This is a genomic window from Streptomyces sp. NPDC058457, from assembly GCF_042720695.1.
Lineage (GTDB): Bacteria > Actinomycetota > Actinomycetes > Streptomycetales > Streptomycetaceae > Streptomyces.
The window spans coordinates 241,778-263,344 of sequence record NZ_JBHXLU010000003.1 but is presented as its reverse complement, the minus strand read 5'-3'; the positions used below and the strand labels follow the sequence as shown (position 1 = coordinate 263,344).

The window sequence follows — 21,567 nt, the reverse complement described above, 5'->3', positions numbered from 1 at the left end:
ACACCCCACCCCTCCCTCTGATCGTCCATCATGAGCGGATGCTCAGGTTCATGCCCGTCGGGGACTCGATGACCATCGGCAGCACGGGCGAACACACATGGCGGTACCGCATGTGGCAGCACCTGTGCGGGACGTACGGCGGCCCGTTCACACTGGTCGGGCCCCGCGAGACGCTGTACGACAAGCTGGCCGACGCGCCCATCTCGTACGCCTACGCCGACCCCGACTTCCCCCGCGCCCACCTGGCCGGCTGGGGCGAGGGCTGGCTGCACATGGCGCCGCTGATCGGGGAGGCGGTGCGCTCCTGCCGCGCGGACGTCCTCCTCGTCTCCCTCGGCCTGATCGACCTGGGCTTCTACACGAACGCGGAACAGACGGCGGCGAACGCACGGTCCTTCGTGGCGAACGCGCGGGCGGCCAGGGCGGGCATCCGCATGGTGCTGCTGCCGGTGATCCCGAACATCCGCGCCACCTCGGACGGCCCGTTCGCGGAGCAGGTGACCCTCTTCAACGAGCTGCTGGCGAAGGCGGCGGCCGACCTGGACGAGCCCCGCTCCCCGATCCTCATGGCCTCGCCGCCGGAGTCGTACGACATCCACACGGACACCTACGACGGCACCCACCCGAACGCGAACGGCGAGCATCGGATCGCGGAGGCTTTCGCGGACGCGATGTGGCAGGGGTGGGGAATCGGACAGGAGTACGCGACGGGAACGAACTGACCGGATTCCGCCGTTCCCCGGTCACCGTGCGTATCGTTGTACAGCGCGGCCGCACCCGTCCGTGGGGTGGCCGGGGAGGAGCGCCACGATGACCGTCTTGGAAGACAGGATCGAGATGGCCGACGCCGACGCCAACACCGAGCGCTTGGACGAGTGGTTCGAGCGCCTTGAGCGGATGCCCGTCCCCGAAGGATTCAGGGTCGAGATCGTCGGGGGCAGCGTCCACATGGTGCCGCAGCGGAACACGCATTGGCAGATCATTCGCCAGATCCTCTGGGCCGTGGAGGACAGGCTCGGGCGGAAGGCCAAGGTCTTCTCGGACGTCCGGATCGACTTCCCCGGCCACGAGAACGGCTTCTGCCCGGACGTGGCCCTGCTCAAGGATTCGGCCAAGCAGGACGACAAGGGTCACTGGCGCTACCAGGACGTGGAGTTCGTCGCCGAGGTGATCTCCCAGGGCACGGCCGCCAACGACTACGGCCCGAAAAGGACCGCGTACGCGGAAGCCGAGGTCCCCGTCTATGTCGTCGCCGACCCCTACCAGGGACGCTGCCTCGTCTACACCGACCCCAAGGACGGCGACTACGACGAGCCCACCCGAGTGGACTTCGGTACCGACGTCGACCTGACCGGCACGGTGGTGGACCTCGTCATCAAGACCGACGAGTTCCCGACCGACTAGCTCTCCCACCGGCGTCGACTGTCAACTCCGCTACACGGCAGGGCACTTGAACGGTCGGCGCCGTCGGCCTCCCGCAAGGGATCGGCTTGTTCCGGGGCCGGTGGTGAGGGGGTCGGCCCGTTAGGGTCGGGGGCATGACGGTCGACGAGGATGCCCTTCTCGCGGAGCAGGTCGCCTACTACCGGGCCCGGGCGCCCGAGTACGACCGGGTCTATGCCGAGCGTGCGGATCTGCGCAGCCTGCTGACCGTGGTCGAAGGCCTGCCGATCGCGGGGGACGTGCTGGAGCCGGCCTGCGGCACGGGCCGGTGGACCGGGGCGTTGGCCGCGCGGGCGCGGTCGGTGACCGCGGTGGACGCCTCGCCGGAGGCGGCCCGTGAGGAGGTGGCCGCGGAGGTGCGCCGGCTCGACGACGGCAGCAGGTACCGCATCGTGAAGGTCTTCCACGAGCCGGAACGCCTCACCGGTGAACTCGCCGCGCTGGGCTGGTCGGCCGACATCCGGCAGCAGGGGGAGTTCATCATCGGCACGGCCACCGCATCCGCCCCCCGCCCGCCGAGCTGACATGTACGACGCGCGACGGCCCGTCACCGCCACGCGCGAGGCGTGCCCGGATCCCCCGCAACCCCCGGGCGACCGACCCGAAGTCCTTGCTTAGAGCGCACTCCACGCCGTTGGCTGGGTGACCATGAAGTACACGCAGCTCGGACGTACCGGACTCAAGGTCAGCCGACTCGTCCTCGGCACCATGAACTTCGGCCCGCAGACCGACGAGGCCGACAGCCACTCGATCATGGACGCGGCGCTCGACGCCGGCATCAACTTCTTCGACACCGCCAACGTGTACGGGTGGGGTGAGAACAAGGGGCGGACCGAGGAGATCATCGGCAACTGGTTCGCCAAGAGCCCCGTCCACCGCGACAAGGTCGTGCTCGCCACCAAGGTGTACGGCAACATGGCCGCCGACGGCGACGCCTGGCCCAACCACGACAAGCTCTCCGCGGTCAACATCCGGCGGGCCGTCGATGCCAGCCTGAAGCGGCTGCAGACCGACTACATCGACGTCTACCAGTTCCACCACATCGACCGCTCCACCCCCTTCGAGGAGATCTGGCAGGCGATCGACACCCTCATCCAGCAGGGCAAGATCCTCTACGTGGGTTCCTCGAACTTCCCCGGGTACAAGATCGCCCAGGCCAACGAGATCGCCGCCCGGCGCGGCGGGACCATCGGGCTGGTCAGCGAGCAGTGCCTCTACAACCTCGCCGAGCGCCGCGCCGAGATGGAGGTCATCCCGGCCGCGCAGGACTACGGCCTCGGGGTCATCCCCTGGTCGCCGCTGCACGGCGGGCTGCTCGGGGGCGTGATCAAGAAGGAGGTCGAGGGCGGGCGCCGGGCCAGCGGCCGGGCCGCCGACTCCCTCGCCAACACCGCCATCCGCGCCCAGATCCAGGCCTACGAGGACCTCCTGGACAAGCACGGCGTGGAGCCCGGCGAGGCCGCCCTGGCCTGGCTGCTCACGCGTCCGGGAGTGACCGGTCCGATCGTGGGTCCGCGCACCGGTGAGCAACTGGAGTCGGCGCTGAGGGCCGTGGAGCTGGAACTGAGCGAGGAGCTGCTGGCCGGGCTGGACGAGATCTTCCCGGGCCCGGGCCCTTCCCCGGAGGCCTTCGCCTGGTAAGCGCCCCGTAGGGGCGCGGGGCTGTATCAATATGCGGCTCCGCCGCGTGGGCGCGACCAGCCCATACGCGGCGGAGCCGAAAACGGCGGCGCAGTTCCCCGGCCGGCCCTCACCTCATCGCAGAGGCCACGGCAACCACCACGAACAACAACACAAGCGCACCGGCCATGATCCGGTTCCGGGTCTTCGGGTCCACGGCAACGAGCCTAACCGGCCGCCCCGAGCCCCCATCGGTCGACCACCTCGTACCGGGGCTGCTCCCCCGGCACACCCGACGTCGGCAGACTGCTCCGCACCAGCGCCAGCTCGCCGACCGTCCAGCTCCGGCTCGCGAACTCCGTGAGCAGCGCGACGTACGGCCGTACCGCCACCGCGTCGCGGCTGCGGGCCACCGTCAGGTGGGCCTTGTAGCGGCGGTGCTCCCCCATCGGCAGGCCCGCCTTCCGGGCCGCCGCCTCCGCGCGGTCGGCCAGCAGGCGAAGGGTGTCCAGATCGCCGTCGGCGCCCGCCCACAGGGCCCTGCCATGTCCGAACTGCCCGCCGCCCGCGACGGCCAGCGCGAAGGGCGGGGTGCGGTGGGCCGCGCGGGCGAGGCGTTCCGACAGGGCCGGTACGACGTCGTCGTCGATCTCGCCGTAGAACGCGAGCGTGTAGTGCCAGCCGGGGCGCCCTGTCCAGCGCAGCGCCTCCGCGCCCGGCAGCCGCTTCAACCTGTCGACCTCGGCGGCGAGTTCGGCGGCCACCTCCGGCGGGGGCAGCACGGCTGCGAAGAGTCTCATGGGGCAACCCTGCCAAAAACACGGTTGCGCGCGGGAGCGTACGACGACGTGAATCGCTGTATGGAGCGTATGGGGAGCATGGGGAGCAGCGGGAAGATCAGGATCCGGGACGGCCGTGCCGACGACATCCCGGCGGTCCTCGGGATGTTCGACAGTGCCGTGGAGTGGCTGGTGTCCGAGGGCCGGCCCCGGCAGTGGGGGACCACACCCTGGTCGGAGAACCCGAGGGCCGTGGCGATGATCACGCGGTACTTCGCCGAGGGCAGCCCGTACATCGCCGAGTACGACGGGGTCCCGGCCGCCACCCTCACCCTCACCGACGCGCCCGGCCCCTACCTCGCGCCCGTCGAGGAGCCCGAGCGGTACATCCACATGCTGGCCTCGGACCGCCGGTTCAAGGGCACCGGCGTGGGCGCCGCGCTGCTCGCCCACGCGGCCGCGGAGACCCGCCGGGCCGGGATCTCCCTGCTCCGTGTCGACTGCTACGCGGGCGACGACCGCAAGCTGGTCGCCTTCTACGAGGGCAACGGCTTCACCCCGACCGAGTCCTTCACCGTCGCCGTCGCGGGCGACGACAGCTGGCCGGGACAGGTGCTGGCCCGGAGGCTGTAGTCCGCCCCCGGGCCAGCACCTCCGTACCCGTCCGTGCGTGCTCCGTGCGTGCTCCGTGCCTGCTCCGTACGTGGTCCGTACGTGTCTCAGGCGGGCCTCACGCCGCCGGTGCCAGCTGTTCCTGCTGCTCTGCCGGCTCTCTCGGCACGAACCGCACCCGCGGGTGGCCGCCGTGCCAGCCGACCGACAGGCGCAGGTTGCCGACCCGGGCCAGGACCAGGCCGATCACCACGGCGGCCGCGGCCGCGATGGCGCCGCCCACCGCCAGGCCCGCCCGGACGCCGTACGCGTCCGTGATCCAGCCGGCGATGGGTGCGCCGATGGGTGAGCCGCCCATGAACACCATCATGTAGAGGGACATCACGCGGCCCCGCATGGCCGGGTCGGTGCCCATCTGGACGGTGGTGTTGGCGGTGACGTTGACCGTCATGCCGAACATGCCGATGGGGACCATCAGCAGGGAGAACAGCCACAGGGACGGGGCGGCCGCGGCCACCAGCTCAAGACCGCCGAAGGCCACCGCCGCCGCGAGCATCACCCGCAGCTTGGCCGTGCCGCGTCTGGCCGCGAGCAGGGCGCCGGCCAGGGAGCCGACCGCCATCAGGGTGTTGAAGAGGCTGTAGGAGCCGGCGCCCGCGTGGAAGACGTCGTCCGCGAAGGCGGAGAGGTAGACGGGGAAGTTGAAGCCGAAGGTGCCGATGAACCCGATCAGGATGATGGTCCAGGTCAGGTCCGGGCGCCCGGCGACATAGCGCAGGCCCTCCCGCAGCTGGCCCTTTCCTCTCGGCGCCCGCTGAACGACGTGCAGGTCGCGCGCCCGCATCAGCAGCAGGCCGACGAGGGGGGCGACGAAGGACAGGCCGTTGAAGAGGAACGCCCAGCCGGTGCCCACGCCGGTGATCATGAGGCCGGCGACGGCCGGGCCGACCAGGCGGGCGGACTGGAAGTTCGCGGAGTTCAGGCTGACCGCGTTCTGCAGCTGGTCCGGGCCGACCATGTCGGAGACGAAGGACTGGCGGGCCGGGTTGTCGACGACCGTGGCGAGGCCGACGACGAAGGCGGCGAGGTAGACGTGCCAGACCTCGACGTGGCCGGAGAGGGTCAGCAGTGCGAGCACGATGCCGGTGACGGCCATGGCGGACTGGGTGACGAGGAGGGCCCGCCGCTTGTTCAGGCGGTCGACCAGGACCCCGCCGTAGAGCCCGAAGAGCAGCATCGGCAGGAACTGGAGGGCGGTGGTGACGCCGACGGCGGTCGCGGAGCCGGTGAGGCTGAGGACCAGCCAGTCCTGCGCGATGCGCTGCATCCAGGTGCCGATGTTCGAGACGACCTGGCCGGCGAAGAACAGCCGGTAGTTCCTGACCTTCAGCGAGCTGAACATCGAGGAGCTGCGGGCTGCGGGGGTAGTAGGGGCGGTCGGTGCGGGGGCGGAAGGTGTTCCGGGTCCCGTACTCAAACGGGTCGCCTCCTCCTTCTATCGGGGTCTTACAGGTGTGCGAGCTTCTCCAGCACGGGGGCGGCGGCGCGGAGCTTCGCCCACTCGTCCTCGTCGAGGCCGTCGACCAGGCCGGCCAGGAACGCGTTGCGCTTGCGGCGGCTCTCTTCGAGCATCGCCTCGGCCTGCTCGGTCCTGGTGACGACCTTCTGGCGCCGGTCCTCGGGGTGCGGCTCCAGACGGACCAGTCCCTTGGCCTCCAGCAGCGCCACGATGCGGGTCATCGAGGGCGGCTGCACGTGCTCCTTGCGGGCCAGCTCACCGGGGGTGGCCTGGCCGCAGTTGGAGAGGGTGCCCAGCACCGACATCTCGGTGGGGCTCAGTGACTCGTCGACCCGCTGGTGCTTGAGCCGTCGCGAGAGTCGCATCACGGCGGAGCGGAGGGAGTTCACGGCGGCCGCGTCGTCGCCATGGGTAAGGTCCGGCATGTCCTTAGAGTAACTCATTACCCTACCTAAAGACCACTCGGGCGCACCGATAAGCCCGTGACCTCGGCCACTGAACCCGGCGGTTCCGGAGGCATCCCCCGGAAAACATCGCATCACCCTTATGAGTGAGCTGGATCCGGAAAGTGACGCATCGGGCGCGCGGATGTGGCGCCCTCGTATCCATGGGGACCAGTGTGCTCAGCCTGCGGATAGACAAGGAGCTGCTCGACCGGCTCCGGTGTCATGCGGCGAAAAGGGGAATGAGCGTCCAGGACTACGTGGTCCGGACGCTCATTCGGGACGACTTCGACGAGCGGTTCTCGGCCGCCGTCGAGGAGACGGAGAGGTTCTACGGCGACCAGGTCAAGGTCACCTGACCCCGGGAGGTCACGTCAGGCCCAGGGCCGGCATCAGGTAGTAGAAGGCGAACACCGCGGCGACCACGTACATCGCGGCCGGGACCTCCTTGGCCCGGCCGACGGCCAGGCGCATCAGCACGAAGGTGATGAAGCCCATGCCGATGCCGTTCGTGATCGAGTAGGTGAACGGCATCATCACCATGGTCACGAAGGCCGGGATCGCGAGGGTGTAGTCCGCCCAGTCGATCTCCTTGATCGAACCGGCCAGGATCAGGAAGCCGACCGCGAACAGCGCCGGGGTGGCCGCCTGGGACGGGACCATGGTGGCGACGGGGGTGAGGAACAGCGCCACGGCGAACAGACCGCCGGTGACGACGTTGGCGAAGCCGGTGCGGGCGCCCTCGCCGACGCCGGCCGTCGACTCGACGAAGCAGGTGGTGGCGGAGGAGGAGCTGGCACCGCCGACCGCGACCGCGACACCGTCGATGAAGAGGACCTTGTTGATGCCCGGCATGTAGCCCTGGGCGTCGGTCAGCTTGGCCTCGTCGCTGATGCCCATGATCGTGCCCATGGCGTCGAAGAAGCAGGACAGCAGGACCGTGAAGACGAAGAGGATGCCGGTCAGCAGGCCGACCTTGCCGAAGCCGCCGAAGAGGCTGACCTTGCCGAGCAGGCCGAAGTCCGGGGTGGCGGCCGGGTTGCCGGGCCACTTCGGGACGGTCAGGCCCCAGGTCGTCACGTGCGCGACGGCGTTGATGACCAGCGCGAGCACGGTCATCGCGACGATCGAGATCAGGATCGCGCCGGAGACCTTGCGGACGATCAGCGCGAGGGTGAGCAGCACGCCGAGCACGAAGACGAGCACCGGCCAGCCGTTGAGGTGACCGTCGGCGCCGAGCTGGAGCGGGACGGTGGTCTGGGCGACGTCCGGGATGCGGGTGACGAAGCCGGAGTCCACCAGACCGATCAGCATGATGAACAGGCCGATACCGATCGAGATCGCCTTGCGCAGGCTGTAGGGGACGGCGTTCATCACGCGCTCGCGCAGACCGCTGGCGACCAGCAGCATCACGACGATGCCGGCCAGCACCACCATGCCCATGGCGTCCGGCCACGACATCCGGGGCGCCAGCTGGAGCGCGACGACGGAGTTCACGCCGAGGCCGGCGGCGAGGGCGATCGGGACGTTGCCGATGACGCCCATCAGCAGCGTCGTGAAGGCCGCGGTGATGACGGTGGCGGTGACCAGCTGACCGTGGTCGAGCTGGTGGCCGTACATGTCCTTCGCGCTGCCGAGGATGATCGGGTTCAGCACGATGATGTACGCCATCGCGAAGAACGTGGCGAAGCCGCCGCGCACCTCGCGGGCGAGGGTGCTGCCCCGCTCGGAGATCTTGAAGTAACGATCCAGCGCACCGTACGCGGGGGTCGCACCCGGCTGTTCGGGGGCGGGGGCCTGAGTGGAAGCCGGGGTCGACATTGGATGTTCCTACGATCAGAAGTGGTCAAACATAAACGGTTTCAGTATGAACATATGATGCCCAGTTCGCTATCTCCGCGCGTAGACCCCGCAGGTGCGTAAGCTAAGCGCCATGGCGAAGTGGACCCCCCAGCACGAGGCACCGGAGCCCCTTGAGGGCCCTGTCGTCCCGACGATCATCGGCGGCACGATCATCTGGTTCGTCCTCTTCCTGGCCCAGCTCCCCTTCTACGGCTGGTTCTCCGACCACGGCCACACCTGGTGGATCTGGACCTGCCTGGCCGGCGGCGGCCTCGGCCTGATCGGCGTGTACTACGTGAAGAAGCGGGACGCGGCGATCAAGGCACTGCCCGCGGCGACCGAGTAGGCAATCCCCGCGAGGCCGAACAGACCACCCCCCTCCTTACCCCGCCGCCGCATCGACCTGAACGGCCTCGCCCTGAAACACCGGACGGGCTGGAGGCGGCGCGGAACGGGGTTCGGCCCCGGCCGGCGGACGAACCGGAGGGCGGGCGGACCGGGGTTCGGCCCCGGCCGGCGGACGAACCGGAGGGCGTGCGGACCGGGCTCCACCCCCGACCGGCGGACGAACCGGAGGGCGTGCGGACCGGGGTTCGGCCCCGGCCGGCGGACGAACCGGAGGGCGTGCGGACCGGGCTCCACCCCCGGCCGGCGGACGAGCCGGAGGCGGTGCGGAGCGGGGTTCGGTCTCAAACGCCGGACGGGCCGTGCGTGGAAGCGGGCTTCTGTCTCAGCCGCCGGGCGGGGTGGAGGGCGGGTCCCGCTTTTCAGGTGACCGAGTCGGGTGGGTGGGTGGGCAAGAAGTGTCGGCGTCTACAACCTACGCACGACTTCGCTCCTCCCACGGTCGGATCTTCCGGGCACTCGGCAGGTGAACGCGCAAATCCGCACGTACCGTCGATGGCATGCAGCACATCGACGCGGGCGCCGAGCTCGACCCCGTGCATCCCGTACCGCTGCCGGCGCCGATCAGGGCGACCGGCCTGACATCCGCCGAGGTCGCGGAGCGGGTCGCACGCGGCCAGGTCAACGACGTACCGGTACGCAGCAGCCGCTCCTTCGGCGAGATCGTGCGCGCCAACGTCTTCACCCGGTTCAACGCGATCATCGGTGTGCTGTGGCTGGTCATGCTGGTCGTGGCGCCGATCCAGGACAGCCTGTTCGGCTTCGTGATCCTCGCCAACACGGGCATCGGCATCGTGCAGGAGTGGCGGGCGAAGAAGACCCTGGACTCGCTCGCGGTGATCGGCGAGTCGCGGCCGACCGTGCGCCGGGACGGGGCCGCCGTCGAAGTGAGTACGAGTGGGATCGTGCTCGGTGATCTGATAGAGATCGGCCCAGGCGACAAGATCGTCGTGGACGGGGTGTGCGCCGAGGCCGACGGCCTGGAGATCGACGAGTCGCTGCTCACCGGCGAGGCCGACCCGGTCGTCAAGCGCCCCGGCGACCAGGTGATGTCGGGGAGTTTCGTGGTGGCCGGCGGTGGTGCGTTCGCCGCGACCAAGGTCGGCCGGGAGGCCTACGCGGCCCAGCTCGCCGAGGAGGCGTCCCGCTTCACGCTCGTCCACTCCGAGCTGCGCTCCGGTATCTCGACCATCCTCAAGTACGTGACCTGGATGATGGTCCCGGCCGCGATCGGCCTGGTCGCCACCCAGCTCGTGGTCAAGAACAACGGACTCAAGGACGCCGTCGCCCGGACCGTCGGCGGCATCGTCCCGATGGTCCCCGAGGGTCTGGTCCTGCTCACCTCCGTCGCCTTCGCGATCGGCGTGATCCGGCTGGGCCGCCAGCAGTGCCTGGTCCAGGAACTCCCCGCGATCGAGGGCCTCGCCCGCATCGACACCGTCTGCCTCGACAAGACCGGCACCCTCACCGAGGGCGGCATGGACGTCACCGAGCTGCGGTCGCTGGACGGGGTCGACGAGACGTACGTACGCAAGGTGCTGGGCTCGCTCGGCGAGTCCGACCCGCGCCCCAACGCCTCCCTGCAGGCGATCATCGACGCCTACCCGGACAGCGAGGACTGGCGGTGCGTGGAGTCGCTGCCCTTCTCCTCCGCCCGCAAGTACAGCGGGGCGACCTTCAGCGAGGGCGACGGGGAGCTGAGCACCTGGCTGCTGGGGGCACCGGACGTGCTCCTCGGCGCCGACGACCCGGCACTGGCCGAAACCGTTCGCCTCAACGAGCAAGGGTTGCGGGTGCTGCTGCTCGCCCGCGCCAGCCGGGACCTCGACGACCCGAAGGTGGCGCAGGGGGCCGGCGCCACCGCGCTGGTCGTCCTGGAGCAGCGGCTCCGCCCGGACGCCGCCGACACCCTCCGCTACTTCGCCGACCAGGAGGTCCGCGCGAAGGTCATCTCCGGCGACAACGCGGTGTCGGTCGGCGCGGTGGCGGCCAAGCTCGGCCTCACCGGTACGACGGTGGACGCGCGCCGCCTGCCCGCCGAGCCGGCCGAGATGGCCGAGGCCCTCGACTCGGGCACCGTCTTCGGACGGGTCACCCCGCAGCAGAAGCGGGACATGGTGGGGGCGTTGCAGTCGCGCGGGCACACGGTCGCGATGACCGGCGACGGCGTGAACGACGTACTCGCCCTCAAGGACGCCGACATAGGTGTCTCGATGGGCTCGGGTTCGGAGGCGACGCGGGCGGTCGCCCAGATCGTCCTGCTCAACAACAGCTTCGCCACGCTGCCCTCGGTCGTGGCCGAGGGCCGCCGGGTGATCGGCAACATCACCCGGGTCGCCACCCTGTTCCTGGTCAAGACGGTCTACTCGGTACTGCTCGCGGTCCTCGTGGTCTGCTGGCAGGTCGAGTACCCCTTCCTGCCGAGGCACCTGACCCTGCTCTCCACCCTGACCATCGGCATCCCGGCCTTCTTCCTGGCCCTGGCTCCGAACAAGGAACGGGCACGGCCGCACTTCGTACGCCGTGTGATGCGGTACTCGATCCCGGGGGGAGTGGTGGCCGGCGTCGCGACCTTCGTGACGTATCTGATCGCCCGCCACTACTACACGGGAACCGGAGCCCTGGACGCCGAGACCAGTGCCGCGACCCTGACCCTGTTCCTGATCTCCATGTGGGTGCTGGCGATCATCGCCCGCCCGTACACGTGGTGGCGGGTGGCCCTGGTGGCCTCGATGGGCGTGGCCTTCGTGTTCGTGCTCGCCGTACCCGCGCTGCAGAGCTTCTTCGCGTTGAAGCTGGTGGGGGTGGCGATGCCGTGGACTGCCGTCGGCATCGCCGTGGTGGGGTCGGCGGTGCTGGAGCTTCTTTGGAAGTGGGTGGAGCGGAAGTACCCGGTGTGATGCGGTTGTGGGGAACCGCGCGGGCCCGGTGGGGGTTGGTCGCGCCCGCGCGGCGGAGCCGCAAATCAAATACAGCCCCGCGCCCCTAAGGGGCTTACTGCACGTCGACGTAGTCGCCCGTGGCGCTGACCGCCGGGCTGGTCGAGGTGCCCGCGAAGGAGTAACGGAAGTAACCGTCGGCCGACGCCGTGGTCGTGGTCTTCAGGGCGCCCGTGGAGGACGACTTGATGGTCTTCAGCGTGGTGTAGGTGCTGGAGCCCTTCTTGCGGAACTGGAGCTTCACCGACTGGCTGGCGTAGGCGCCGTACTTGTGGGTGTTCCAGTTGGCGCGGGTCAGGGAGCCGGTGACCGTGATGGTCTTGCCCTTCTTGACCGGCTCGGGGGTGGCGTTGGCCGTCAGCTTCGTGGCGCGCAGGACCTTGGTGGTGCCCAGGCCGCCGACCCACTTCACGTTGCTGTCCGCGTCGGCGGCGACACCGCCGACCGACCAGGAGCCCGCCTCGGAGTTGTCCAGGTCCGCGTCCCCGCCGACCGTGAAGGCGAGCGTGGCCTTGCAGTTGAGAACAGTCGAGGAAGCGGCGGTGCAGGTGCCCGGGTCGTCGCTGGCGAAGAGGTCGCTCGGCGCCGTCACGGAGGTGCCGCGGTAGATGACCGGGCCGGTGGCGAAGTCGGTCGCGGGCAGGCTCGCCGCGTGCGTCACGGTGTACGTGACCGAGAAGGAGGCCTTGGTCGTGCCGACGACCATGCTGCTGCCCTTGTTGATCTTCATGTTGGAGAAGGTGACGTCCGGCTTGCTGCCGGCGGCGTGCGCGGCCGGGGCGACGAACGCGGTGAGGGCCAGGGCGCCGGAGGCGGCGGCCACAGTGGCACGAATGCGCATGAATTCCCCAGTGGGAACAGTGGGCGCGAGGCCCAAGTGATCTAGGGAGTCTGTTGACTCGGTGATCAGATCCACGAGGGGTGAGTGAGGTTGTACGAGTGAGACGTAATCCGGTCAGATTTTGTTTCTTTTGCAACCGGATTACGTCTCCTTGGGATTACTCCCGGTCCTGCTCGGTGCTACTCCGTGCCGCTACTTCACGTCGACGTAGTCACCCGTCGCGTTGACCGCCGGGGTCGTGGAGGTGCCGACGAAGGAGAAGCGGTAGTAGCCGTCCACCGTCGCCTTGGTCGTCGTCTTCAGGGTGCCGGTCGAGGACGACTTGATGCCCTTGACGTTGGTGTAGGTGCTGGTGCCCTTCTTGCGGAACTGCAGCCGCACGGACTGGCCGGTGTAGCCGTGGTACTTGCCGTCCTCCCAGTTGGCGCGGGACAGCTTGCCGGTGACCGTGATGGTCTTGCCCTTCTTCACCGGCTCCGGGGTGGCGTTGACCGTCAGCTTCGACAGGCGCTGGACCTGGGTGCTGCCGAGGGCGCCCTGGTCGGCGTAGCCGACCTTGGTGATGTCGAAGTCGCTGCTGGTCGGGTCCTGGCCGTTGTACGCGATGGCCAGGGCACCGGCGTGCCAGAGGCCGGCGTCGGAGTTGAACAGCTCGCCGTCGCCCGGGTAGATGTCGATGTTGCCCTTGCAGCTGGCGGTGGTCGCCGAGGTGACCGTGCACTTCGCCGGGTCGTCGCCGATCAGGAAGTTGGCCGGGTCGTCGTAGGAGCCCTTGTAGATGTAGGCGCCCGAGAAGAAGTCCGCGGCGGTGATGTCGACATCGGCGTCGTGGGTCAGCGTGTAGGTGACCGACGTGGCGACGTGGGCGGTCGTCCCGACCGTGACCGCCTTGGCGATCTTGACGTCGGAGAAGGTGACGTTCATGGCGTACGGAGCGTCGTCGTCCGCGGTGGTGGCGGTGTACGCGGTCTTGCCAGTCGCCGAGTGCGCAGCCGCGAAGAGCTTCGTCGCGTCGCTGCCGAAGGACGAGCCGCCGGCGGCGTGCGCGGCCGGCATCGCGAAGGCGGAGAGTGCCAGGGCGCCGGAGACGGCGGCCACAGTGGCGCGTATACGCATGCGTTCCCCTGCATGGAAGTGAAAGGCGAGTCTGGATGACTCGCCTTTCAGATCGCCGCAGGGGAACAAAGGTTGTACGACTTTTGAAAGTTGTGCGCGGAAACTGTCGCGGGCCCTTGCGAACGGCGGCTCAGTCGAACCAGCGGTCCCGTGCCAGCTCCTCCGTCCGGGACGGGTCCTCCAGCAGTGCCGCCACCTCGAAGCGGCGCGGCCACTGCCCGGCCGCCCAGGCCAGACCGGCCGCCACGCCCTCCAGGGTCGCGGCGTGCAGGACACCGTCGCCGGTGAGGCGCCAGTCGATCTCGACGCCGTCGACCACCAGCTCCTCGTGCTCGACGTACGTCCGCGGGGTGCGCGGGCCGAGCAGGACGTGCACCGGCTCGGGGACGTCGTGCTCCGTGCCCTCCGAGTCCACCGACCCCGTCACCGACTCGCTCAGCCGCCGCACCTGGAACAGCTCGGCCAGCTCGGCGGCCCGGGACGGCCGCACGGGGAGCAGCGGGACACCGGAGGTGAAGGGCAGCAGATCGGGTGAGTCGACGACCACCGCGTCCGCCGCGTCCACGACCTCCACCCGGCCGTCGAGCACCGCCCGCAGCTCGTCGGGGAGCGTCACCTGCTCGGGGTCCAGGTCCGCCACCGCGCCGTACAGCGCGTGCAGCTGGGCGCCGGTGACCGAGCGGTCCGGGTCGGCGAGGCGGTCGAGGAGTTCGGCGGCGCCGCCGGGCTCGTCCAGGAGGGCGGCCACCGAGGTCCGTACACCCAGCGCCCGCAGTACCTGCTCGTCCCCGAAGCCGGTCGCGTCGGCCTCCTCGTAGAGGCCGCGCAACAGCGGGTCGCCGCCGGAGGCCAGCAGACCGGCGGGGCGGCGGCCGTCGAGGACCGGGTGCCCGCGCAGCCACCACGCCGTGTACGGCCGTACGACCTCGTGCGTGCCGTCGGGGAGCAGGATGCGGACCGGCTGGGTGAGGGCGTCGCGCAGGGGCGGCTGGGCGAGCAGGGCGAGGGCCTCGGGCCAGTGGTCCTCGTCGACGAGGTCGAGGTCTCGGACGGCGATCAGCTCGGTGGCGACCGGCGGCACGGGGGTGTCCGGGAAGCGGTCGAGGATGTCCTCGCACCAGACGTCCACGGCGTCAAGGAGGCCCGCGTCATCAGGTTCCGCGAAGTCGCCCTCGCGGGGCTCCAGTTCGTCCGGGTCGAGGACGACGTCGGTGGCGCGGACGAGCGCGAAGTTGGCAAGGACCCCGCAGGCGGCGAGCGGGCCTTCGCCCCACTTCCCGGCCAGGTCGGCGTCCACGGCGGCCAGTTCGCCCTCGCGGATGATCCGGGCGAAGGAGCTGCCGGGGAAGACGAGTTCACCGGCCGGCGCCAGCTCGCCGTCCTCGTCCGGGAGTGCCAGCGCGCCCAGCCACGGCTCGTCCCCGGGCTCCAGGCCGGCGTCCCGCACCAGCGCGAGCACGGTGTCCGCCAGCTCCTCGGCGTCCGGGGCGTCCTCCTCCCAGAGCGCGCCCCCCTCGTCGTCCAGCGAGGCCGCGACCGCCGCCCGCACCTGCGGGGTGGTGAGGACCGCGCGCGGGGACGCGGGCAGGGCGCCGAGCTTCTCCAGGAGCGGGTGGGCGGCGTCCTCGTGGGCGACCTTGAGACCGAGCCGGGCGAGCACCTCGGGGTCGATGGCCGTCGCGTCCGGGGTGGGGAGCAGCACCTGACGGGGACCGATGGTGGTCCTTCCGTCCGCGAGCGGCACCGCCAGGCCGGAGAGCCGGTCCGGGTCGACGCCCGCGAGGCTGTCGTAGAGCCGCCACCACCAGTCCGGGTCCTTCTCCAGACCGGCCAGGCGGTCGACGGCGTCGGCGAGCGGAAGGCGGGCGACGCCCAACGTACGCAGCTCGACACGGCGTTCGAGACCGGCGGGCAGCAGCGTGGGCAGCACCTCGGCGAGCACGCGGACCGTGTCGGCCCCCGCCCCCTCCACGATCTCGGCGTCGCGCGGCCGCAGCGCCTCGGGCAGCTCGCTGTCGTCGCCGGCCTCGACGGCGGGCGGCAGGAACGCGGTGCGCGGCAGCCGCTCCAGGACCGCCTGGCGCAGCGCGCCGTCCAGCTCGCCCTTGCCGAGCGGGCCGGGCACCAGGTGGATGATCGCCTCCCCCACCGGCCGCCAGTCGGCGAGGAGTTCGGCGTACGCGTCGGCCGCGCGCTGCACCAGGAAGTCGGTGAGCGGGCCGGGGGCGGCGTGCCGGCGGGTGGTGTCGAGGGGGAAGGAGGCGATGAGCAGGGCGGGCACCCCGAGGGGCTCGTCGCTCGGGGTGGGGGCGTGCACGACGGCGGCGGTGCGCGGCCGGTCGGGGCCGCCCTGGCCGTCCGTGGGCACGGCCCAGGTCAGCGACCAGTGCGGCCGCAGCCGCTCCTCGACCGGCCGGTCGGCGAGCAGGTCGGGGGTGAGCGGGCCGTGCGCCGAGACGGTACGCCAGCGGGTCGTACCCTCCCGCGAATCCTCTACGACGGTGAGCGCGCCGTCGGTGCGGCGGCGCAGGGTGCGCACGGTGTCCTTCTCGACCACGACCTCCTCAAGACCGGGGAGGGCGAGGAGCAGCGCGTCGTCCACGGCGTCGAGAAGCCGCTCGGCGAGATCGGCCGCCGCGGTGTCCCTGAGCGGCAGGATCACGACCGTGTCGTACGGGTCCGGGGCGGTGCCCTCGGCGGCGAACGGGAGCCGGAGGAGGGGGACATGACCGTCACGCCGACGGATCTCGTCCCCCAGCCCCGGGCTGTGCCGGGCGGTCTCCTCGGCCAGTTCCCGGGCCTCGGCGAGGGACCAGCGGACCCCGCCGTGCCGCCCGACGACCGCGGGCTCGTCCGTGACCGCCAGCACGGCGGCGAACCCGACGCCGAACCGTCCGACGGCGCTGTCGTCGTCCCCGCGCTTCGCGGAGGCGCGCAGGGTGGAGAGGGACTCGACGCCGGCCGCGTCCAGCGGGGCGCCGGTGTTGGCGGCGAACAGGACGCCGTCGCGGAGGGTGAGCCGGAACCGGCCGGGGACACCGGCGCGGGCGGCCGCGTCGGCGGCGTTCTGCGCGAGCTCCACGACGAGCCGGTCCCGGTACCCGCCGAGGACCAGGTCCTCCTCGGCGTTGGCGTCCTCCCGGAACCGGGCGGGGCTGGTGGCCCAGGCGTCGAGGACACCTCGCCCAAGACGGGCGGTCCCGAACGGGTCGGCACCCTCGGCTGCGGGCCGCACGAACTTGCTCACGTTGTCTCTCCTCATCGGCGTGAGCACGAAGGTACCGCCTCACCGGGGGAGCGTCGGTCAGAGGCCGCCGACCTTGACCGGGAGCTTCTGGAGCGTGGCGACCGTGACGTCGGGCTGCTCCATGTCCACCAGGTCGACGGGGTTCTGCAGCTGGTACAGGTCGCCTCGCGGCGGGTACTGGGTGAGCTGGGCGACGAGCATGGCCGGGGCCTTGGTGGTCAGGACCTGGGTCCCGCCGTTGTCCGGCCGGTCGATGGTCATGCTGAAGGGAAGCACCCAGACGCTCTCGTACTTGGGCGGGAACTGCTGGGTCTGCCTGAGCAGGCTCTTCGCGTCGACGTCGACGTCGTCCTGCTCGATGGTGATGGTTCCGCTGCCCGCTCCGTTGTCCGACGGCAGCTCCGCCGTGATCCTGAAGCCGATCGTGCGCATCCGGACGCTGTTGATCGGGTCCTCGGGGTTGACGTCGATCCGGTGCTTGATACCCCCTCGGAAGTCGACGCTGACCAGGGAGTCCTTGAGCTTGAGCGGGGTGTTGATCCCGAGCATGCTGCACGGGATCTCGGCGCCGATGGGGGGCAGGCCGGGCATGGGTTCTCCTTCGAGAGAGGGTCACTGGCAGATGCGGCACCCCACTCTCGAAGCGGGGCGCGCCCACGCGAAACGACCACGCCGGGCACACGGGTCCCCTCACACGGACGGGGCCTGGCGCGTACCTTGGGGCGCAGAATCGGGTTCTGTCGACGCGTTGGTGGCTGGGTGGCGCGTCTCCTCGACATGCCCGATGGAGACATCAGTGCCGTACCGCTCCCTGCTGCGCGTGGCAGGCGTGGGCTTCTTCCCGCTGGGCTTCCTGGCCCGCCTGCCGTACGCCTCCTCAGCCCTCGCCACCCTCATCCTGTTGCAGTCCTCGACCCGCAGTTACGCCTTCGCCGGTTTCTGCAGTGCGGCGCAGAGCGTCGCAACCGCCGCAGGCGGCCCGGTGGTCGGGACCCTGGCCGACCGGTACGGTCACCGCCGCGTCGGCTCCCTTGCCACGCTCGCCAACATCGCGGCCTGGACGGCCCTGTTGGCCGCGAGCAACGGCAGCAGGGCGGGCATGCTCGTCGCCGCGGGTCTGGTGGGCCTGACCCAGCCCCAGATCGGCCCGCTCGTCCGCGTGCGCTGGTCCCGTCTGGTCCGCGAACCCCGACTGCTCGCCACCGCCCTCTCCTACGAGTCGGCCGCCGACGAGTTGGGCTTCGTGGCGGGCCCGGCGCTGGTCGGCGCCCTGACGGCGGTCTCCGCCCTCGCACCGGCCATGACGACCGTGCTCCTGCTGGCGGCGGCCACCCTGCCGTTCTCCCTGCGCTACGCCGGCACCGGTTCGGCGAGCCGGCGCGAGGAACGACGTTCGCCTCTGCCTCTGGGGCCGCTGGCGGGCGTGTCCCTGGCGATGGCGGCGATGGGCACGGTCTTCGGCGCGGTGCAGACGGCGGTCACGGTGTACGCCGGCACGACCGGCGAGCCGGGCGCCGCCGGGCTCGTGTACGCCGAGTTCGGCATCGGCAGCGCCCTGGCCGGAGCGGCCTGCGCCTGGCTGCCGTCACGGTTCGCCCTGCGCGCACGGTACGTCACCTTCGCCGCGGCGCTCTTCGTCGGCATGCTGGTGCTGTGCGCGGGAGCCCGCCTGGTCCCGCTGCCCGTCGCCGTGCCGGTGGCGAGCCTCACCGTCGCGCCGTACATGATCACCCTCTACGCCCTGACCGATCGCCTCGCCCCGCCGGACCGGGCCGCGACGGCGATGACGATCCTCTGCGCCGCGGGTCCCCTGGGCACGGCAGCCGGCCAAGCCGCCTCCGGCCCGCTGGCCGAGACCCACGGCTCCGGGGGCGCCCTCCTGGTGGCCCTGGCCGCGGCGGCCGGCGCGCTCCTCCTGGCGGCGGGGTCCGGCCTGCCGGGGCGTACGTGACGCAGCCCGGCCGGACAGACCCCGGCCGGCGAGGCGCCGGCCCGCTACGAGTGGCCCAGCTCCGCCGACGTCTCGTCCTCCGTCGCCGGTACCGAACCGGAGTCGGAGGCGGGGCGGAGCGGGAAGGGGTCGACTCTCGTCTCGTCGATGACCGGCGGGGCCGGCTGGGGTGTCTTCGGCATGACGGCGGCCTCCGAGTGGCCGCCGCAGCCGTAGGAGAGGGAGACGACCCGGCCGTCGGCCGGGGAGAACTCGTTGGCGCAGACACCGAAGGCCTGGCCGAGGGAGCCGCCGATGGGGGTGAGGAAGCCGCAGCTCACGCAGGTCGCGGGGGCCGCCTGGGCCATGGGGGTCTTGGCGCCGAACGACTCCTCCCAGCGGTCGGCGGCGACGTGCAGGCCGTAGCGGGACAGGACCCGGGCCCGGCGCATGCCGAGTTCCTCGGCGATCGAGGCGATCGTGCCGCGGGAGGGAACCGTCGGCAGGTGCGCGGGCGTGCCCGCGGTGACCTCGGCGTCCTCCGCCTCCGCCAGCTCCTCCATCTCCTCCGAGATCGGGGAGTTCGGCTCCGGCTCGTCCTCGCCGGTGTAGCCGGGCTCCAGGCGGAGGTCCTCGGCCTCGGTGGGCAGCAGGTCGCCGGGGCCCATGTCGCCGGGGCGCAGCCGCTCGCTCCACGGCACCCACTCGGGGGCGAGGAGGGCGTCGGGGCCGGGGAGGAGGACCACCTCGTCCAGGGTGACGACCTTGGCGCGGGAGGCGCGGGCCACGGTCACCGCCCAGCGCCAGCCGCGGTATCCCAGTTCCTTGCACTCGAAGAAGTGCGTGACCACGCGATCGCCCTCGGCCACCGCTCCGGCGTGCTCACCGACCACCCCCGGTGCGGCGGCCTCCTCGGCGGCTCCACGGGCGAGGTCGACGGCCTCGGCGCACAGACGGTCGGGGGTGCGGCTTCGCGTTGTCGCTGCGCTCACAGGTATCGCTTCTCTCCTACGCCGTCTCACGAGTGCGGTTGCCTCCGGCGGTGGGGCGGACGGAGCGGACCTGTGGGCCGCATCGACGTCCGCGTCCGATCGCGCTCGGGCGCACCTATGCCATCCATTCTGCTTTATGGCTGAGATAGGCACGCTACCCCGTCGCCGGTGGATGGGGACAGTCCGGCGTGCCTGCGGGGGAGGGGAGAGCCGCGGGGGGTGGGGGCGGGTCGTCTTTCGGGTGCGGGTGAGTGGGGGTTGCTCGCGCCCACGCGGCGGACCCGCATATCAGCTGGGGCCCCGCGCCCCTTACGGGGCGCCGCACTCGCGCCGGTAAGCGAAACCCCCCGCCCCACCCCAGGGCTCCCCTACGACTCGCTTGGCCACAAAGTGCACTGGGAACTGCACTCTCAGGGCACTATGAAGCACGTGGCAACCGCGAGGTCACCCCAACGCGCCGTCGGGGCCGGTAGCGGTGCGGGCCGGATGCGCGGTGCCGTCCGCTCCGTCGGGCGTGCCCTGCACCTCCCGGTGACCGGAACCGCCCGCGGCATCCGCAAGGCCACCCACGCGCACGGCGCCGGCGAGTCCGGGCTGGGGAAACTGATCGAGCTGCATGCGGTCAACGGCGCGGGGGACGTGATGATCACCGTCGCGCTCGCCTCCACCGTGTTCTTCTCCGTGCCCACCGACGAGGCCCGGGGGCGGGTCGCCCTCTACCTCGCCATCACGATGGCGCCCTTCACCGTCCTCGCCCCGGTCATCGGCCCCCTCCTCGACCGCCTCCCGCACGGCCGCCGGGCCGCGATGGCCGGCGCGATGCTCGCCCGGGCGCTGCTCGCGCTGATCATCTCGGGCGCGGTGGCCAGCGGCAGCCTGGAGCTGTATCCGGCCGCGCTCGGGGTGCTGGTCGCGTCGAAGGCGTACGGCGTGGTGCGCAGTGCCGTCGTGCCCAGACTCCTCCCGCCCCGGTTCTCACTGGTGAAGGCCAACTCGCGGGTCACCCTCGCGGGGCTCCTCGCCACCGGCGTCGCCGCCCCGATCGGGGCCGGGCTGCACGCCGTCGGTGACCCCTGGCCGCTCTACGGCGCCTTCGTGATCTTCGTTGCCGGGACGTTTCTCTCCTTCACCCTCCCCCCGAAGGTCGACTCGGCCAAGGGCGAGGACGTGGCGCTGCTCGCCGCCGACGAGGAGCATCTGCACGGCCCGCTGCGGAAAGGGACGAAGCGGCCGGGGCTGCGGACGGTCGGGCCCGCCGTCACCCATGCCCTCGGCGCCAACGCCGCCCTGCGCTGCCTCTCCGGCTTCCTGATCTTCTTCCTGGCGTTCCTGCTCCGCGAGCACCCGCTGACCGGCGAGAGCGCGGCCGTGTCGCTGGGGATAGTGGGGGTGGCGGCGGGCGTCGGCAACGCGCTCGGTACGGCGGTGGGATCGTGGCTGCGCTCCCGGGCGCCGGAGATCATCATCGTGGCGGCGGTGGCCCTGGTGCTGGGTACGGCGATCGTCGCGGCCCTGTTCTTCGGCGCCTTCCTGGTGGCGGTGCTGGCGGCGGTGGCCGGTTTCGGGCAGGCGCTGGCCAAGCTGTCCCTGGACGCGCTGATCCAGCGGGACGTGCCGGAACTGGTGCGCACGTCCGCGTTCGCCCGTTCGGAGACGCTGCTCCAGGTGGCCTGGGTGTTCGGCGGCGCGGTGGGCATCGTGATGCCGCTGAACGGCACCCTGGGACTGGTGGTGGCCGCCGCGATCGTGGCGGCCGGCTGGCTGGCCACCCTGCGCGGCCTGCTCGGCTCCGCCCGGCACGGCACCCACCCCAGACCGCGAGTGGCGTAACGAACCGGG

The 21,567-nt window shown here is 71.2% G+C and carries 19 protein-coding genes; 10 read left to right on the top strand and 9 right to left on the bottom strand.

Features of this window, described 5'->3' with window-relative positions:
- The first annotated feature begins 38 nt into the window (after positions 1-38).
- The 4 genes from ACFWPS_RS04780 to ACFWPS_RS04765 all read left to right on the top strand — a co-directional run bounded on the left by ACFWPS_RS04780 (position 39) and on the right by ACFWPS_RS04765 (position 3,084).
- Complete coding sequence (locus ACFWPS_RS04780) at positions 39-722, top strand: GDSL-type esterase/lipase family protein (RefSeq protein ID WP_383700921.1); 684 nt, start codon at positions 39-41, stop codon at positions 720-722.
- Between the two features lie 88 nt (positions 723-810).
- Positions 811-1,404, top strand: a complete 594-nt coding sequence (locus ACFWPS_RS04775; protein ID WP_383700919.1) for a Uma2 family endonuclease — start codon at positions 811-813, stop codon at positions 1,402-1,404.
- Positions 1,405-1,538: 134 nt separating this feature from the next.
- Positions 1,539-1,967 (top strand): hypothetical protein, encoded by a 429-nt coding sequence (locus ACFWPS_RS04770; protein ID WP_383700917.1) that lies wholly within the window; start codon positions 1,539-1,541, stop codon positions 1,965-1,967.
- A 124-nt stretch (positions 1,968-2,091) separates the two neighbouring features.
- Positions 2,092-3,084: an aldo/keto reductase gene (locus ACFWPS_RS04765; protein ID WP_383700915.1), complete on the top strand. Its 993-nt coding sequence runs from the start codon at positions 2,092-2,094 to the stop codon at positions 3,082-3,084.
- 206 nt (positions 3,085-3,290) lie between these two features.
- Here ACFWPS_RS04765 and thpR read toward each other — a convergent pair whose 3' ends face one another.
- Entirely contained in the window at positions 3,291-3,863 is a 573-nt protein-coding gene (thpR, locus tag ACFWPS_RS04760) for an RNA 2',3'-cyclic phosphodiesterase (RefSeq protein ID WP_383700913.1), read from the bottom strand.
- A 78-nt stretch (positions 3,864-3,941) separates the two neighbouring features.
- Here thpR and ACFWPS_RS04755 point away from each other — a divergent pair, with 78 nt between their 5' ends.
- Positions 3,942-4,475 (top strand): GNAT family N-acetyltransferase, encoded by a 534-nt coding sequence (locus tag ACFWPS_RS04755; RefSeq protein WP_383700911.1) that lies wholly within the window; start codon positions 3,942-3,944, stop codon positions 4,473-4,475.
- Between the two features lie 97 nt (positions 4,476-4,572).
- Here ACFWPS_RS04755 and ACFWPS_RS04750 read toward each other — a convergent pair whose 3' ends face one another.
- Together ACFWPS_RS04750 and ACFWPS_RS04745 are read right to left on the bottom strand one after the other, a co-directional pair.
- The gene (locus tag ACFWPS_RS04750) at positions 4,573-5,931 is read right to left on the bottom strand and encodes an MFS transporter (protein ID WP_383700909.1); all 1,359 of its coding nucleotides are present in this window, start codon (positions 5,929-5,931) and stop codon (positions 4,573-4,575) included.
- A 29-nt stretch (positions 5,932-5,960) separates the two neighbouring features.
- Complete coding sequence (locus ACFWPS_RS04745) at positions 5,961-6,398, bottom strand: MarR family winged helix-turn-helix transcriptional regulator (protein ID WP_089101888.1); 438 nt, start codon at positions 6,396-6,398, stop codon at positions 5,961-5,963.
- A gap of 182 nt (positions 6,399-6,580) precedes the next feature.
- On the opposite strand from ACFWPS_RS04745, the gene ACFWPS_RS04740 reads away from it, so the two are divergent.
- The gene (locus ACFWPS_RS04740) at positions 6,581-6,775 is read left to right on the top strand and encodes a ribbon-helix-helix protein, CopG family (protein ID WP_383700907.1); all 195 of its coding nucleotides are present in this window, start codon (positions 6,581-6,583) and stop codon (positions 6,773-6,775) included.
- Positions 6,776-6,785: 10 nt separating this feature from the next.
- On the opposite strand, the gene ACFWPS_RS04735 is transcribed toward ACFWPS_RS04740, so the two are convergent.
- Positions 6,786-8,237: an NCS2 family permease gene (locus ACFWPS_RS04735; RefSeq protein WP_383700905.1), complete on the bottom strand. Its 1,452-nt coding sequence runs from the start codon at positions 8,235-8,237 to the stop codon at positions 6,786-6,788.
- 112 nt (positions 8,238-8,349) lie between these two features.
- Here ACFWPS_RS04735 and ACFWPS_RS04730 point away from each other — a divergent pair, with 112 nt between their 5' ends.
- The gene (locus tag ACFWPS_RS04730) at positions 8,350-8,604 is read left to right on the top strand and encodes a DUF2530 domain-containing protein (RefSeq protein ID WP_383700903.1); all 255 of its coding nucleotides are present in this window, start codon (positions 8,350-8,352) and stop codon (positions 8,602-8,604) included.
- A gap of 559 nt (positions 8,605-9,163) precedes the next feature.
- Complete coding sequence (locus tag ACFWPS_RS04725; protein WP_383700901.1) at positions 9,164-11,563, top strand: cation-translocating P-type ATPase; 2,400 nt, start codon at positions 9,164-9,166, stop codon at positions 11,561-11,563.
- Between the two features lie 94 nt (positions 11,564-11,657).
- Here the strand turns inward: ACFWPS_RS04725 and ACFWPS_RS04720 are convergent, their stop codons facing one another.
- From ACFWPS_RS04720 to ACFWPS_RS04705, 4 genes are all read right to left on the bottom strand, one after another.
- A complete protein-coding gene (locus tag ACFWPS_RS04720) occupies positions 11,658-12,443 on the bottom strand; it encodes a hypothetical protein (protein ID WP_383700899.1) in 786 nt (261 codons plus the stop codon).
- Between the two features lie 192 nt (positions 12,444-12,635).
- Entirely contained in the window at positions 12,636-13,559 is a 924-nt protein-coding gene (locus tag ACFWPS_RS04715; protein WP_383700897.1) for a hypothetical protein, read from the bottom strand.
- Between the two features lie 130 nt (positions 13,560-13,689).
- A complete protein-coding gene (locus tag ACFWPS_RS04710; RefSeq protein WP_383700895.1) occupies positions 13,690-16,806 on the bottom strand; it encodes a sacsin N-terminal ATP-binding-like domain-containing protein in 3,117 nt (1,038 codons plus the stop codon).
- Between the two features lie 57 nt (positions 16,807-16,863).
- Positions 16,864-17,397: a hypothetical protein gene (locus ACFWPS_RS04705; RefSeq protein ID WP_383700892.1), complete on the bottom strand. Its 534-nt coding sequence runs from the start codon at positions 17,395-17,397 to the stop codon at positions 16,864-16,866.
- 205 nt (positions 17,398-17,602) lie between these two features.
- Between ACFWPS_RS04705 and ACFWPS_RS04700 the strand changes: the two genes are divergently transcribed.
- Positions 17,603-18,757 carry an MFS transporter gene (locus ACFWPS_RS04700; RefSeq protein ID WP_383700890.1) on the top strand — a complete coding sequence of 385 codons (1,155 nt, stop codon included), beginning with the start codon at positions 17,603-17,605 and terminating at the stop codon, positions 18,755-18,757.
- Between the two features lie 44 nt (positions 18,758-18,801).
- On the opposite strand, the gene ACFWPS_RS04695 is transcribed toward ACFWPS_RS04700, so the two are convergent.
- Positions 18,802-19,728 carry a DUF3027 domain-containing protein gene (locus ACFWPS_RS04695; protein ID WP_383700888.1) on the bottom strand — a complete coding sequence of 309 codons (927 nt, stop codon included), beginning with the start codon at positions 19,726-19,728 and terminating at the stop codon, positions 18,802-18,804.
- 486 nt (positions 19,729-20,214) lie between these two features.
- Between ACFWPS_RS04695 and ACFWPS_RS04690 the strand changes: the two genes are divergently transcribed.
- The gene (locus ACFWPS_RS04690; RefSeq protein WP_383701031.1) at positions 20,215-21,558 is read left to right on the top strand and encodes an MFS transporter; all 1,344 of its coding nucleotides are present in this window, start codon (positions 20,215-20,217) and stop codon (positions 21,556-21,558) included.
- The last annotated feature ends 9 nt before the right edge of the window (positions 21,559-21,567 follow it).

What these genes read in the sequence shown, in the direction of transcription:
- ACFWPS_RS04745 (WP_089101888.1), bottom strand. Translation starts at nt 6,398, where the DNA reads ATGCCGGACCTTACCCATGGCGACGACGCGGCCGCCGTGAACTCCCTC.
- ACFWPS_RS04720 (WP_383700899.1), bottom strand. Translation starts at nt 12,443, where the DNA reads ATGCGCATTCGTGCCACTGTGGCCGCCGCCTCCGGCGCCCTGGCCCTC.
- ACFWPS_RS04705 (WP_383700892.1), bottom strand. Translation starts at nt 17,397, where the DNA reads ATGCCCGGCCTGCCCCCCATCGGCGCCGAGATCCCGTGCAGCATGCTC.
- ACFWPS_RS04690 (WP_383701031.1), top strand. Translation starts at nt 20,215, where the DNA reads ATGCGCGGTGCCGTCCGCTCCGTCGGGCGTGCCCTGCACCTCCCGGTG.
- ACFWPS_RS04755 (WP_383700911.1), top strand. Translation starts at nt 3,942, where the DNA reads ATGGGGAGCAGCGGGAAGATCAGGATCCGGGACGGCCGTGCCGACGAC.
- ACFWPS_RS04730 (WP_383700903.1), top strand. Translation starts at nt 8,350, where the DNA reads ATGGCGAAGTGGACCCCCCAGCACGAGGCACCGGAGCCCCTTGAGGGC.
- ACFWPS_RS04740 (WP_383700907.1), top strand. Translation starts at nt 6,581, where the DNA reads ATGGGGACCAGTGTGCTCAGCCTGCGGATAGACAAGGAGCTGCTCGAC.
- ACFWPS_RS04715 (WP_383700897.1), bottom strand. Translation starts at nt 13,559, where the DNA reads ATGCGTATACGCGCCACTGTGGCCGCCGTCTCCGGCGCCCTGGCACTC.
- ACFWPS_RS04725 (WP_383700901.1), top strand. Translation starts at nt 9,164, where the DNA reads ATGCAGCACATCGACGCGGGCGCCGAGCTCGACCCCGTGCATCCCGTA.
- ACFWPS_RS04775 (WP_383700919.1), top strand. Translation starts at nt 811, where the DNA reads ATGACCGTCTTGGAAGACAGGATCGAGATGGCCGACGCCGACGCCAAC.
- ACFWPS_RS04780 (WP_383700921.1), top strand. Translation starts at nt 39, where the DNA reads ATGCTCAGGTTCATGCCCGTCGGGGACTCGATGACCATCGGCAGCACG.
- ACFWPS_RS04770 (WP_383700917.1), top strand. Translation starts at nt 1,539, where the DNA reads ATGACGGTCGACGAGGATGCCCTTCTCGCGGAGCAGGTCGCCTACTAC.
- thpR (WP_383700913.1), bottom strand. Translation starts at nt 3,863, where the DNA reads ATGAGACTCTTCGCAGCCGTGCTGCCCCCGCCGGAGGTGGCCGCCGAA.
- ACFWPS_RS04765 (WP_383700915.1), top strand. Translation starts at nt 2,092, where the DNA reads ATGAAGTACACGCAGCTCGGACGTACCGGACTCAAGGTCAGCCGACTC.
- ACFWPS_RS04735 (WP_383700905.1), bottom strand. Translation starts at nt 8,237, where the DNA reads ATGTCGACCCCGGCTTCCACTCAGGCCCCCGCCCCCGAACAGCCGGGT.